Source organism: Campylobacter concisus (assembly GCF_015230035.1).
GTDB lineage: Bacteria > Campylobacterota > Campylobacteria > Campylobacterales > Campylobacteraceae > Campylobacter_A > Campylobacter_A concisus_BK.
The window spans coordinates 46,160-58,516 of record NZ_JAAKZD010000005.1 but is presented as its reverse complement, the minus strand read 5'-3'; the positions used below and the strand labels follow the sequence as shown (position 1 = coordinate 58,516).

Below are 12,357 nucleotides of genomic sequence, written 5' to 3'. Positions count from 1 at the left end.
TCTACCTGATCTTTAGCGCCGTTAGTGCGATCAAATTTGCTAAAAGCGCGATGATCCAAAAGCGCACGATGATCTTATTTTCCGCCCAGCCTTTGATCTCAAAATGGTGATGTATAGGCGCCATTAAGAAAATTCTGCGTTTAAAAATTTTAAAGCTACCCACCTGCAAGATGACGCTAAGCGTCTCAACGACAAAGATGAGGCCGATGATGATGAGCAAAATTTCGTTTTTGGTCGCAACGCCCATAAAGCCGATATATGCGCCAACGCTTAGGCTGCCGCTATCGCCCATAAAGACCTCGGCCGGATGGCAGTTAAACCACAAAAAGCCCATGAGTGAGCCAATTAGCGCAGAAGCCACGACGACGCTCTCGCCAACGCCTGCGATCTTTGGTAAAAGTAGGTACGAGCTAAAGACAGCGTGGCCGCAGATGTAGGCAAAAACGCCAAGTGTTAAAAGTGAAAATATCGATGGCACGGCGGCAAGTCCGTCAAGTCCGTCTGTTAAATTTACCGCATTTGAGGCTGCGACGATGACTAGCGTCCAAAAGAAAATGGCAAAAATTTTCATGTCAAAGATTGGCTGCTTGTAAAACGGCAGGTAAAACTCGGTGTTTAGCTCCTTGCTAAAGTAGAGAAATGCTGCGAGTAAAAAGGCGATTAGAAACTGAAAAAAGAGCTTTGCCTTTGGACTTAGGCCAGCGTGGTTTTTCGCACCTAAAATTTTGCTGTAGTCATCCTTATAGCCAAGCAGAGTAAAGCAAACTAGGCAAAAGAGCGATGCTAGAACAAAGGCGTTATCAAGCCTAGCGCAGATGATCGTGGCGATCACGGCTGTAAAGACAAAGACAAGTCCGCCCATGGTTGGCGTTTTGGCCTTTTTTTGGTGAGTTTGCGGGGCAAGCTCGTAGATAGGCTGGGCGGCGTTTTTTGCCTTTGCCCAAGCGATAAATTTAGGCATCAGATAAGCTGTCAAGATAAATGCTATGAAAAACGCGATGCCAGCGCGAACGGTGATATACTGAAAGATATTAAAATTTAAAATTTCATAGATATAGTAAAACATAGGGGCCTTTATTTTAAAAAAAAGCAATTTTAGTATAATGGCCTTAAAAATTATCTAAATTTAAGGATAAAATTTAAAAATGGCTCAAAAAACTATACTTATAATAACTGATGGCATTGGTTCAAACAAAAATGGCAAATTTAACGCATTTGAGGCGGCCAAAAAGCCAAACTACGATAAATTTTTTAAAGAAATTCCAAACTCACTCATAAAAACTTCTGGAAACGCTGTGGGACTACCTGAGGGGCAGATGGGAAATAGCGAAGTAGGGCACATGTGCATAGGAAGCGGACGAGTTTTGTATCAAAATTTAGTCAAAATTTCACGAGGCTTTAATGACGGCTCGATATCAGAAAATGAAGCGTTAAAAGCTCTTTTTAAAAAGTGCAAAAAGATCCACGTCATAGGGCTTTATAGCGACGGCGGCGTGCACTCTCACATGGAGCATTTTGATGGCATGTGCGAGCTTGCTAGCAAAAGTGGCTGCGAAGTTTTTGCCCACGCTATAACTGACGGACGCGACGTTAGCCCAAACAGCGGTCTAAATTTCATAAAAAGCTTAGAGGCTAAATTTAAGGTGGCGACCGTTTGTGGGAGATTTTACGCTATGGATAGAGATAAACGCTGGGAGCGCGTAAAAGAGGCCTATGATAGCTTGGTAGAGGGGGCAAATTTAAGCGATCTAGCACCAAGCGAGTATCTACAAAAAAGCTACGATGAGGGCGTGACTGACGAGTTTGTAAAGCCAGCAAGCTTTAATGGCTTTAAGGGCATAGGCAAAGATGACGGCGTGATCGTAATAAATTTTAGAAATGATAGAGCAAGAGAGATTTGCGAGGCTTTGGGCGAAGAGAAATTTAGCGAGTTTGAGCGACCTTTTGCTATCAAAAATTTAATCACCATGACCGAATACGACGCAAATTTTAAATTTGAAGTGCTCTTTAAAAATGAAAAGATAAAAAACACTCTAAGCGAGGTCATAGCAGCCGCTGGTCTAAGGCAGCTTCACACGGCTGAGACTGAAAAATACGCCCACGTAACATTTTTCTTTAATGGTGGCGTCGAGGAGCTAGCCAGCAACGAAACAAGGGTGCTAATCCCTAGTCCAAAGGTCAAAACATACGACGAAAAGCCAGAGATGAGCGCTGCTGAGGTTTGCAAAGCCGTGCTAAAGGGCATGGATGATGAGCAAGACTTTATCGTAGTAAATTTTGCAAATGGCGATATGGTGGGACACACTGGCAACTACGAGGCCGCTATAAAGGCGGTTGAGGCGGTGGATGCGGCTCTTGGAGAAATTTACGCCAAGGCAAAAGAGAAAAACTACGCGATGATCATCACGAGCGATCACGGAAACTGCGAAGAGATGCGTGATAGCAGCGGCGAGCTACTGACAAACCACACAACTTATGACGTCTTTTGCTTTGTGATGGCTGATGGGATTAAAGAGCTAAAAAAAGGCGGCCTAAACAACATCGCGCCTAGCGTTTTAAAGCTCATGGGGCTTGAAATTCCAGCTGAAATGGACGAGGCGTTATTTTAAATTTGATAATATAAGCAAAATTTATAAGGAGAATTTATGAAATTTAGTGGAAAAAACGTGCTAATAACAGGTGCAAGCAGAGGTATCGGCGCACAAATCGCAAAGACGCTTGCAAATATGGGTTTAAAAGTGTGGATAAACTACCGCTCAAAGCCTGAAATAGCAGACGCTTTGCAAGCTGAAATCGAGCAAAATGGCGGCAAGGCAGCAGTGATAAAATTTGACGCAACAGACGAAGATGAGTTTATAAAAGGTATAAATTTGATAGTTGATAGCGACGGCGAGCTAAGCTACCTCGTAAATAACGCTGGCATCACAAATGACAAGCTAGCGCTTCGCATGAAAACTAGCGAATTTACAGATGTGATAAATGCAAATTTAACTTCAGCTTTTATAGGATGCAGAGAGGCTTTAAAAGTGATGAGTAAAAAGCGCTTTGGAGCGGTCGTAAATGTCGCATCTATCGTTGGTGAGATGGGAAATGCTGGACAGGTGAATTATTCAGCCAGCAAAGGCGGACTAATCGCCATGAGTAAGAGCTTTGCAAAAGAGGGCGCAAGTAGAAATATCCGCTTTAACAGCGTAACTCCGGGCTTTATCGAGACTGATATGACGCATGGGCTAAGCGATGAGGTGAAAAAAACTTATAACGATAATATCCCCCTTAAACGCTTTGGCAGCGCTAGTGAGGTGGCCGATGCTGTGGCATTTTTACTAAGTGATCACGCGAGCTACGTGACTGGCGAGACGCTAAAAATAAACGGCGGACTTTATATGTAATGAAATTTCAACAAGTTTTGAAATTTAAAATAAATAAAAGCGTAAATATTATAAGATAACAGACATTTTTTATAAGGAGACCTTAAATGGCAGTATTTGAAGACGTAAGAGACGTAGTTGTAGAGCAACTAAGCGTAGATCCACAAGCGGTAAAACTAGAGTCTAAAATCATCGAAGATTTAGGCGCTGATTCACTTGACGTTGTAGAGCTAGTTATGGCTTTAGAAGAGAAATTTGAAGTAGAAATTCCTGATAGCGAAGCAGAGAAATTAGTAAGCATTCAAGACGTTGTAAATTATATAGAAAAACTAGGCAAATAATTTAAATTTGCATAGTTTGATTTAAGGAGATGTATTGAAACGAGTCGTTGTAACTGGTATTGGCATGATAAACGCACTTGGTCTTGATAAAGAGAGCTCTTTTAAGGCTATTTGCGAGGGTAAAACAGGTGTGAAAGAGATCACGAGCTTTGATGTAAGCGAATTCCCTGTTAAAATTGCTGCCGAGATAACTGATTTTGATCCAAATAGCATTTTAGACGGCAAAGAGGTGAAAAAAGTAGATCGTTTCATACAGCTTGGCATAAAAGCATCTAACGAAGCTATGGCTGATGCAAATTTTAAGGAGTTTGACGCTCATAAATTTGGCGTTAGTTCAGCAGCTGGTATAGGCGGTTTGCCAAATATTGAGAAAAACTCAATCACATATTTTGAAAAAGGCGTAAAGAGAATTTCGCCATTTTTCATCCCATCTGCACTTGTAAATATGCTAGGTGGCATAGTTTCAATAAACCACGGACTAAAAGGTCCAAATTTATCAAGCGTAACAGCTTGTGCAGCAAGCACTCATGCTATATCACAAGCTGCAAAATGCATAATGATCGGTCAAGCAACAAATATGCTAGTTATCGGTGCCGAATCAACTATCTGTGGCGTTGGCATAGGTGGCTTTGCAGCGATGAAAGCGCTATCAACAAGAAATGATGAACCAAGTAAGGCATCAAGACCATTTGATGCAAACCGCGATGGCTTTGTAATGGGCGAAGGCGCTGGCGCACTTGTGCTTGAAGAGTATGAGTCGGCTGTTGCAAGAGGTGCTAAAATTTACGCTGAAGTAGTTGGCTTTGGTGAGAGCGGAGATGCACACCACATCACATCACCAACACTTGAAGGTCCATTAAGCGCGATGAAGCAAGCGCTTGATATGGCAAAAGGCGTAAAGATAGACTATGTCAATGCACATGGTACTTCAACACCAGTAAATGATAAAAATGAGACAGCTGCGTTAAAGGCTGTTTTTGGTGGTAAGTGCCCACCAGTTAGTTCAACTAAAGGTCAGACTGGACACTGCTTGGGCGGTGCTGGTGCGATCGAAGCTGTCATATCTATAATGGCAATGAGAGATGGCATCATTCCTCCAACGATAAACTACGAAACGCCAGATCCAGAGTGCGATCTAGACTACGTTCCAAATAAAGCTAGAAAAGCTGATATAAAAGCTGTTATGAGCAACTCATTTGGCTTTGGCGGAACAAACGGCGTCGTGATATTTAAAAAGTTGGATTAAGATGTCAAATTATTTAGATTTTGAAAAGAGCATAAAGCAAATTGATGAAGATATAGCAAATGCTAAGATCAGAGGCGATGAACATGCTGTTGAAATTTTAAATAAGAACCTATCTAAAGAGATATCAAAAGTATATAAAAATTTAAACGAATATCAACGTTTGCAACTTGCTCGTCACCCAGATAGACCATACGCTATTGATTATATAAATTCATTTTTAGTTGATGGCTATGAGATTCATGGCGACAGGGCATTTCGCGACGACCCAGCAATAGTTTGCTACATCGGTTATATCGGAGGCAAAAAGGCTGTCGTTATAGGTGAGCAAAAAGGTCGTGGCACTAAAAATAAACTAAAAAGAAATTTTGGTATGCCTCATCCGGAGGGTTACCGAAAGGCTTTACGCGTAGCAAAATTGGCTGAAAAATTTAACCTACCTATCTTATTTTTGATAGACACTCCAGGTGCGTATCCTGGCGTTGGTGCTGAAGAGCGAGGTCAAAGTGAGGCCATAGCTAGAAATTTATTTGAATTTGCAAATTTAAAAACACCAATAATAGCTGTCGTTATCGGTGAAGGCGGAAGCGGTGGTGCTTTAGCTATAGGTGTGGCTGATAGACTTGCTATGATGAAAAACTCTGTCTTTTCAGTCATCTCGCCAGAGGGTTGTGCAGCGATACTTTGGAACGACCCAGCTAAACAAGAGCAAGCTACAAAATCTATGAAGATAACGGCTGATGACTTAAAAAATTTATCGCTTATAGATGATGTGATAAACGAGCCGATAAATGGAGCTCATAGAGATAAAGACGGTGCTGCAAAAGCACTTGCAAACTACTTCATCTCAGAGCTAGCCAAGCTTGAGAAGCTTGATATAAACGAGCTTGTCGCAAAAAGAATAGACAAAATCCTCTCTATCGGGGCTTACGAAGAGTAAAATTTATAGTCACAAGTGAGTTGAAATTTATGTAAATTCGCTTGTGATTCTCTCTTACATTAAATTTAATATACCTTTTTTTAAATTTTAAAAATTAAACAATTTTATATTTTTATCCCACTCTTTTAAATTTTAATAACTCATCTATGCGACTTTTAAGTCTTTAAAGCTAAAATTCTTAGCAAATTTCATAAAGGCTATTTGTGGATAAATTTCAAGGAAAATATATAAAGCTTTCAAAAGATTACTACAAAAATAACGGCAATGCGGCAAGCGTGGAGGCTTTGTATCAGTTCAAAGAAGAGCTTGAGGCAAGCGAGGATATGCAGGCAAAGAAAGTTTTAGTAGATATTTATCAAATTTTGTCTATGCAAAAGAGTGCTTACGAGCTACTTTTAAAGATACACGATAAAAATGACAAAAAGCAGCTAAAAACACTTGGTTATCTTGTGCAGTTTGTAGATGAGGGCGACAAATGGGCGGTGCCAAGGCCAAAGAGCAAAGAGCAAATTTTAGCTCAAAAGGCAAAGGCTGCCACCTTGCCAAAATTTCGCTATCACCCCGAGCCATTAAAAACTGGCGCATTTAAAGATGATATGTGTGTCATCTGCGAGTGTTGCGGTAAAAACACAGAAATTTATTACAACAATGGCGTCTATAGCGAGCAAGATGTCACTTATCTTTGCCCAGCCTGCATCGCAAATGGCGAAGCTGCTAACAAATTTGACGCTACCTTTGTGCAGGGCGCCGACAAGCTTGCCATGGATGACGCCAAAAAAGATGAGGAACTCTTTGAAAGAACACCAGGCTATGAGAGCTGGCAGGGTGAGCACTGGGTGGCGTGCTGTGATGATTATTGCGCATTTTTGGGCGATGTGGGCACGAAGGAGCTTGAGGAGTTTGGCATCGCAGACGAGGTCTTTGCGGACTACGCAAAAAGGGACGATTACGACGCGAAAATGGCTCGCGAGCTGCTTGTAGCTGGCGGCGATTTTGCTGGATATTTGTTTCGCTGCTTGCACTGCAAAAAGTATCACATCTACATTGATGCTTGCTAGAAAGGAAAAATATGGATCTAAATGAAATTTCTAAAGGCTGCAAAGAGCGCGGTTTGGATGGGCTTTTTGAGTTTTTAAAGCCAATGGCCAAAAATGCTATAAAAATAGATACGCAGGCTAAAGATGACGGCGATATCGTTGTTGGAGCATCTAAATTTGGCGGGCAGCCAGATCTACCAGCTAGTGTGCCTTGGCCCTCAAATGAAAACGGCGCGCTTAGCTTTGTGGCGCAGATAAATTTTGCTGAAGTCAGCAAATTTGACACCGACGGGTTACTACCAAAAAGTGGCATGCTCTATCTTTTTTATGATATAAATTTGCGTGTTTGGGGTTACGACCCTGCTGATAAAAAGGGCTTTGCTGTGATTTTTAGTGAGGCAGCTCAAGACCAGCTTGCTCGCCAAAACATGGAGGGCGGAAATTTCACATTTGGCGCACGCTCTCTTAGCTTTAAAAACGAGCTAAATTTGCCAAGTTTGCAAAGCTCGCTCGTGCCATTTGGTAAATTTAGCGAGGAGGAGTGGGAGGCCTATCACGAGATCATCGAGCCAAGCTGGCAGGCCAAAGAAAACAAGCTACTTGGTCACTCTGACAACATTCAAGATGGCATGGAGCTAGAGTGCGAGCTCGTTGCAAATGGCCTTGACTGCGGCGATGGCAGCGCTTATCACCACCCAAATATCGCGGAGTTTGAGAAAAATGCCGCCCAGTGGCAGCTGCTTTTGCAGATAGATAGCGACTGGGATAGCGACATGGACTGGGACGGAGAGGGCAGAGTTTATCTGTGGATAAAGAGGGATGACCTAGCGTCGCGCGACTTTAGCAAGACGTGGCTAGTTTTGCAGACAAGCTAGGGGCGAAATTTAGCCAAAAGCTTTTGACATGCGTCTGGTAGTAAAATTATTATTGCTGTTTTTTAGCACGCTATCTAAATTTTGCGACTAGAGCGTGTAAATTTAAAGGCAAATGGCAGTTTAAATTTATGCTAGCTAGATCAAATTTAAATTTTTTGCAATTTGCCGCCAGCCAAATTTACCTTGCAAGTGACTTTTGCTACCAAGCTAGTGGCTCATCACTAAAATTTCCAGCGCCCTTATGTTCTTTAAATTTTTGCTTGCTAATCATCTCGCTCTTTAAGTGAATTTTTGCAATCTTTTATTAGTTATACTCGCAATTTTTTGGTGCAACCACTAAAAAGCTAGTCCTGTTGCACAAAGTGCTTAATTTTACTGCAAAAGTTCTTTCTATCGTCATTGGCAAATAAAATATATCAAAATCAAAGGCAAATTTTTGATCAAATTTTGTATTTTTTTTTTTTCATTTAAATGCTTTATCCACGTTATTTTTTGCTGTCAGTTGCGCCAGTGTAAAATTTTGCGTGATGTGTGTGTCGCGCCAAAAAGTAGCGTGATCTTAGGCAGACGTCTGCAAAAATTTATCACCCACCTTGTCGAGGGTGGCAGTTGTCTTTTAACTAAAATTTAAGCGTTTTAATTTTATTGATCAAGATTTTCAAGCATCCTAAAATTTATATTATTTTACTAGCTCGATCTTGATCTGCCCGTCTTTTGCGACCGAACTCACGTCGCCCTCGATCACCCCCAAGCGCACGATGCCTTCATAATAGGGCTGGTAGCCATAGTAGATGACAAAGTTGTTCCACGGAGCAAAGTACGAGATCTCGCCCTTTTTGCCGTCGCTGCCGCTCGGAGCGCCTCTTGTATCAAGCGGTTTTGGTAGCTTAGCGACCTTTTCGTGTCCGCCGTAGTCCTCTAAATTTAGCGTTAGCGGCAGCTGTGTGGCAAAGCTTCTTGCTGCTGCCGTATCATCTAAGATAGCCGTCGCTTCGCCATTAGAGCTCTTTAGGACTATCTTTAAATTTTGCATTTTCTCTCCTGCTGCCAAATTTAACCCAGCAAAAAGCATAAAGACGGCTAAAATTTTTCTCATTTTTACTCACTTTAAATTTATTTTGCCAGTTCAAGGATTTGAGCGATATTTTTCTTTGGATAGAGCTCTTGCATCGCCCACGCCTTTGCGTTTTCAAAAGCAACACCCGCGACCTCGTCAATAAGCGCCTCGCTATCTATCTTTAGCTGCGATAGACTTGTTGGAGTGCCTATTTTGTCAAACCACACTTTTAGCGCCTCTATGCCCTCATCTGCGGTTTTAAGCCCAAACATTTCTCTCGCAAAACGCTCAAATACGCCTAAATTTCTATCCTTATACCACTTCATCCACGCAGGCATAACCACGCTTAGTCCAGCTCCGTGCGCACAGTCCGTTACCGCACTCATCGCATGCTCGATCATGTGGTTTGGATACTCGATGCCTGAAGTACCGACCATAGTTATGCCATTTAGCGCCATCGTCGCAGCCCAGGCAAACTCAGCTCTAGCGTCGTAGTCATCAGGGTTTGCAAGTAAAATTTCAGTCGTTCGGATGATAGTTTTGATGTTTGCTTCTACCTGCATTCTGGCGATTAGCGGATAGTTTGTAGCCGTGAAATAGCCCTCGATGCTGTGCGCGATAACGTCGCTTGCGCTATAAACTAGATAGTCGCGGCTGACGGTGGCTTGTAGCTGCGGGTTTACGACAGATACTTTTGGGAAAAGGCACGGCGCGCCCAGATGAAGCTTTAGTTTAGCCGCCTCGTTGGTCACGACGCCGTTTTGATTCATCTCAGAGCCAGTTGCTGCTAGCGTGATGATGTCAAATACCATAAGCGACTCGGCCGGATTTTTACCTACGAAAAAGTCCCACACGTCGCCATCGTATTTAGCTCCGGCAGCGACTGCCTTTGCAGAGTCTAGCACCGAGCCACCGCCAACAGCTAGCACGCTATCAGCGCCAAATTCACGGGCTATTTTGATCGCTTCATTTACTTTGCTTAGCACCGGGTTTGATTTCACGCCGCCAAGCTCAGTAAATTCGATGCCATTTGCCTTTAGACTATCGGTAGCTACGCCAAGCAGTCCGCTCTTTTTCACGCGCTCGCTGCCGTATAGCACAAGGGCTTTTTTAGCACCAAATTCTCTCATATACTCGCCGATATGAGCCTCTTTTCCTTTGCCAAATTCTATTCTTACTGGGTTATAAAATGTAAAATTTTCCATTGTTTTCCTTTTTAAATTTCCCCTGCAAGGTGCAGGGGCAGCGGTTTATTTCAAATTTGCTTTGAAAAATTCCTCAAATTTATCGTATGGTATCTTGTTATTTTTATTGTCATATAGGTCTGTGTGCACGGCGCCAGGGACGATAACTAGCTCTTTATTTTTGTTGCCAAGAGATTTAAAGGCATCCTCGCTAAAGTATCTTGAGTGCGCTTTCTCGCCAGCCACGATAAGAGTTGGAGTCCTCATCTCGCTTGCGTAGGCAAGGATTGGCATATTTATAAACGAGATAGGATTTGTAACTATCCAGCCGCTCTCACCGCTGTTTGAATTTACAGAGCGTTTGTGATAGCCGCGTGGCGTGCGGTAATAGTCCGCATACTGAGCGACAAACTGCGGCGTGCTCGCGTCTATCTTTTTTGGATCAACGTTTATCGCACCAGTATATGCTGGTTTGCCATCTTGGAGATCGAGCCAGCGTTGCTCGGCTAGCTTCTTTTTGGTTTCATATCTCTCATCGGTGCCCACGCTATCGTTGTAGCCTTTTGCCATCACTCGCGTCATATCATACATCGTGCTGGTTGCAACCGCCTTTATGCGAGGATCAGCAAGAGCTGCGTTTAAAGCAAAACCGCCAAAGCCGCAAATTCCTAAAATGCCGATTTTATCTCGGTCTATATTACTCTGGGTGCCTAGAAAATCCACCGCCGCGCTAAAATCATCAGTGTTTATCTCTGGGCTTGCTAAATTTCTTGGCTCGCCGCCGCTCTCTCCAGTGTAGCTTGGATCAAAGGCAAGCGTGATAAAGCCGCGCTCGGCTAAAGTTTGGGCGTAAAGGCCGCTTGATTGCTCTTTGACAGCGCCAAAAGGTCCGCTAACTGCGATCGCAGCTGCTTTGCCATGCAAATTTTTAGGCGTATAAAGATCGCCTACTATCTCAACACCGTAGCGATTTTTAAATTTAACTTTCTTGTGATCTACCTTATCGCTTTTAGCGGAAACTTTGTCTCACTCGCTTACCATAGATACCGCTTCTAGCGGTGATTTTGCTACGTTTGTGTTAGCCATTGCATTTCCTCCTAAAATAAAACTTGACGCTACAAGTGCCAACATATATTTTTGATATTTTGGCGAGCTTTGGTTTTTGCTTGTCTCAAATATAGTTTTGTTGTGATGCATTATATCTGTATCATAAATTTTACGTTAGAAAGATCCTCTAAATTCCATGCCTAATCCTGCAAAATTTCTAAAAAATTGTATAATCTTGCAAAATTTGACTTGGGGAGCGCGAAAATGGCTGATATAAATTTGCTAAAAGAGCAGACAAAAGAGTTTTTATTAGATAGATACGGCATAGTTGGATCTACGCAAAGCGACATTGGCTCGCTTGACTTTTATATCAGCGATAAAACGCATGATTTTATCAGCACGGTTTATGAGCCGTCTTTGTGCATAATACTGCAAGGAGCAAAGGCGATAGGCTTTGGTGATGAGATGTATGGATATGACGAGCGAACCTACGCGCTAGCTTCTACTCATGTGCCGTTAAATGTAAGCCTAACAGACGCTTCAAAAGAGAAGCCCTACATCTCGCTTTGCATTAAATTTAGCCTAGATGAGGTCTATGAAGTGCTAAAGGGCGTGGATGTAAAAGAGCAGAGCTTGCAAAAAAGCGAAAAAGGCATATTTTTTGGTGAGCTAACGGATGAGATATTAGAGCCTGTTTTGAGGTTTGTTTGGCTGCTAGAAAAGCCAAAAGATAAGATCAAATTTCTCTCAGACCTTGCTAAAAAAGAGATACTTTACATGCTCGCAACAAACGATAAAAGTGGCTATTTTTTAAGTAAATTTGCGATGCAAGACAGCGTTTCAAATAAAATTTCACGAGCCGTAGCAAAGATAAAAAACGAGTTTTCGCAAAAATTAAGCATGAAAGATGTCGCTAGAGAGTGCGATATGAGCGAGTCTTCGCTATATCATAACTTTAAAATCGTAACTTCGCTAAGCCCAGTAGCCTTTCAAAAAAAGATCCGCCTTGAAGAGGCTAAAAATCTGCTCGTAAATAAAAATATCGGCGTTGCGCAGGCGGCATTTGACGTGGGATACGAGAGCGCGTCGCAGTTTAGCCGCGAATACGCAAGGATGTTTGGCATGCCGCCTAAAATTCACAGCGAAATTTTACGCTCTGGCGTGGCGTCATAAATTTGTGTAGTGCGGCTTAAATTTCACAAAACTAGCAAATCTATCCATGCGCCAAATTTAGGCAAAATTTAGTAAAATCCTTAAAAAATTTA

General features: G+C 42.3%; 13 protein-coding genes. 8 read left to right on the top strand and 5 right to left on the bottom strand.

The window, feature by feature from the left end:
• Position 1: 1 nt before the first annotated feature.
• A complete protein-coding gene (gene mraY / locus G6W41_RS04450) occupies positions 2 to 1,066 on the bottom strand; it encodes a phospho-N-acetylmuramoyl-pentapeptide-transferase (protein WP_002941305.1) in 1,065 nt (354 codons plus the stop codon).
• Between the two features lie 79 nt (positions 1,067 to 1,145).
• Between mraY and gpmI the strand changes: the two genes are divergently transcribed.
• The 7 genes from gpmI (at position 1,146) to G6W41_RS04415 (ending at position 7,804) form a co-directional block, all read left to right on the top strand.
• The gene (gene gpmI, locus G6W41_RS04445; RefSeq protein WP_194170746.1) at positions 1,146 to 2,609 is read left to right on the top strand and encodes a 2,3-bisphosphoglycerate-independent phosphoglycerate mutase; all 1,464 of its coding nucleotides are present in this window, start codon (positions 1,146 to 1,148) and stop codon (positions 2,607 to 2,609) included.
• A gap of 36 nt (positions 2,610 to 2,645) precedes the next feature.
• Positions 2,646 to 3,389: a 3-oxoacyl-ACP reductase FabG gene (gene fabG / locus G6W41_RS04440; RefSeq protein ID WP_194170745.1), complete on the top strand. Its 744-nt coding sequence runs from the start codon at positions 2,646 to 2,648 to the stop codon at positions 3,387 to 3,389.
• Positions 3,390 to 3,475: 86 nt separating this feature from the next.
• Positions 3,476 to 3,709: an acyl carrier protein gene (acpP, locus tag G6W41_RS04435; RefSeq protein WP_002941395.1), complete on the top strand. Its 234-nt coding sequence runs from the start codon at positions 3,476 to 3,478 to the stop codon at positions 3,707 to 3,709.
• 34 nt (positions 3,710 to 3,743) lie between these two features.
• The gene (locus tag G6W41_RS04430) at positions 3,744 to 4,955 is read left to right on the top strand and encodes a beta-ketoacyl-ACP synthase II (RefSeq protein WP_194170744.1); all 1,212 of its coding nucleotides are present in this window, start codon (positions 3,744 to 3,746) and stop codon (positions 4,953 to 4,955) included.
• Between the two features lies 1 nt (position 4,956).
• A complete protein-coding gene (gene accA, locus G6W41_RS04425) occupies positions 4,957 to 5,892 on the top strand; it encodes an acetyl-CoA carboxylase carboxyl transferase subunit alpha (RefSeq protein ID WP_194170743.1) in 936 nt (311 codons plus the stop codon).
• A 203-nt stretch (positions 5,893 to 6,095) separates the two neighbouring features.
• Positions 6,096 to 6,950, top strand: coding sequence for a CbrC family protein (locus G6W41_RS10120; protein WP_194170742.1), 855 nt, complete (start codon positions 6,096 to 6,098; stop codon positions 6,948 to 6,950).
• An 11-nt stretch (positions 6,951 to 6,961) separates the two neighbouring features.
• Positions 6,962 to 7,804: a YwqG family protein gene (locus G6W41_RS04415; protein ID WP_194170741.1), complete on the top strand. Its 843-nt coding sequence runs from the start codon at positions 6,962 to 6,964 to the stop codon at positions 7,802 to 7,804.
• 679 nt (positions 7,805 to 8,483) lie between these two features.
• Here the strand turns inward: G6W41_RS04415 and G6W41_RS04410 are convergent.
• From G6W41_RS04410 to G6W41_RS10115, 4 genes are all read right to left on the bottom strand, one after another.
• Positions 8,484 to 8,900, bottom strand: a complete 417-nt coding sequence (locus G6W41_RS04410; protein ID WP_194170740.1) for a cyclophilin-like fold protein — start codon at positions 8,898 to 8,900, stop codon at positions 8,484 to 8,486.
• 17 nt (positions 8,901 to 8,917) lie between these two features.
• Positions 8,918 to 10,066 carry an iron-containing alcohol dehydrogenase gene (locus tag G6W41_RS04405; RefSeq protein WP_194170739.1) on the bottom strand — a complete coding sequence of 383 codons (1,149 nt, stop codon included), beginning with the start codon at positions 10,064 to 10,066 and terminating at the stop codon, positions 8,918 to 8,920.
• A 45-nt stretch (positions 10,067 to 10,111) separates the two neighbouring features.
• Positions 10,112 to 10,999, bottom strand: coding sequence for an alpha/beta hydrolase (locus tag G6W41_RS04400; RefSeq protein WP_430733015.1), 888 nt, complete (start codon positions 10,997 to 10,999; stop codon positions 10,112 to 10,114).
• A gap of 72 nt (positions 11,000 to 11,071) precedes the next feature.
• Complete coding sequence (locus G6W41_RS10115) at positions 11,072 to 11,242, bottom strand: hypothetical protein (RefSeq protein ID WP_242039900.1); 171 nt, start codon at positions 11,240 to 11,242, stop codon at positions 11,072 to 11,074.
• Between the two features lie 114 nt (positions 11,243 to 11,356).
• On the opposite strand from G6W41_RS10115, the gene G6W41_RS04395 reads away from it, so the two are divergent.
• Positions 11,357 to 12,265 carry an AraC family transcriptional regulator gene (locus G6W41_RS04395; protein WP_194170738.1) on the top strand — a complete coding sequence of 303 codons (909 nt, stop codon included), beginning with the start codon at positions 11,357 to 11,359 and terminating at the stop codon, positions 12,263 to 12,265.
• Positions 12,266 to 12,357: the final 92 nt, after the last annotated feature.

Bases quoted from the DNA above. Each gene is read 5' to 3' on its own strand.
- mraY (WP_002941305.1), bottom strand. From the start codon at position 1,066: ATGTTTTACTATATCTATGAAATTTTAAATTTTAATATCTTTCAGTAT.
- gpmI (WP_194170746.1), top strand. From the start codon at position 1,146: ATGGCTCAAAAAACTATACTTATAATAACTGATGGCATTGGTTCAAAC.
- fabG (WP_194170745.1), top strand. From the start codon at position 2,646: ATGAAATTTAGTGGAAAAAACGTGCTAATAACAGGTGCAAGCAGAGGT.
- acpP (WP_002941395.1), top strand. From the start codon at position 3,476: ATGGCAGTATTTGAAGACGTAAGAGACGTAGTTGTAGAGCAACTAAGC.
- accA (WP_194170743.1), top strand. From the start codon at position 4,957: ATGTCAAATTATTTAGATTTTGAAAAGAGCATAAAGCAAATTGATGAA.
- G6W41_RS04415 (WP_194170741.1), top strand. From the start codon at position 6,962: ATGGATCTAAATGAAATTTCTAAAGGCTGCAAAGAGCGCGGTTTGGAT.
- G6W41_RS04410 (WP_194170740.1), bottom strand. From the start codon at position 8,900: ATGAGAAAAATTTTAGCCGTCTTTATGCTTTTTGCTGGGTTAAATTTG.
- G6W41_RS04405 (WP_194170739.1), bottom strand. From the start codon at position 10,066: ATGGAAAATTTTACATTTTATAACCCAGTAAGAATAGAATTTGGCAAA.
- G6W41_RS10115 (WP_242039900.1), bottom strand. From the start codon at position 11,242: ATGCATCACAACAAAACTATATTTGAGACAAGCAAAAACCAAAGCTCG.
- G6W41_RS04395 (WP_194170738.1), top strand. From the start codon at position 11,357: ATGGCTGATATAAATTTGCTAAAAGAGCAGACAAAAGAGTTTTTATTA.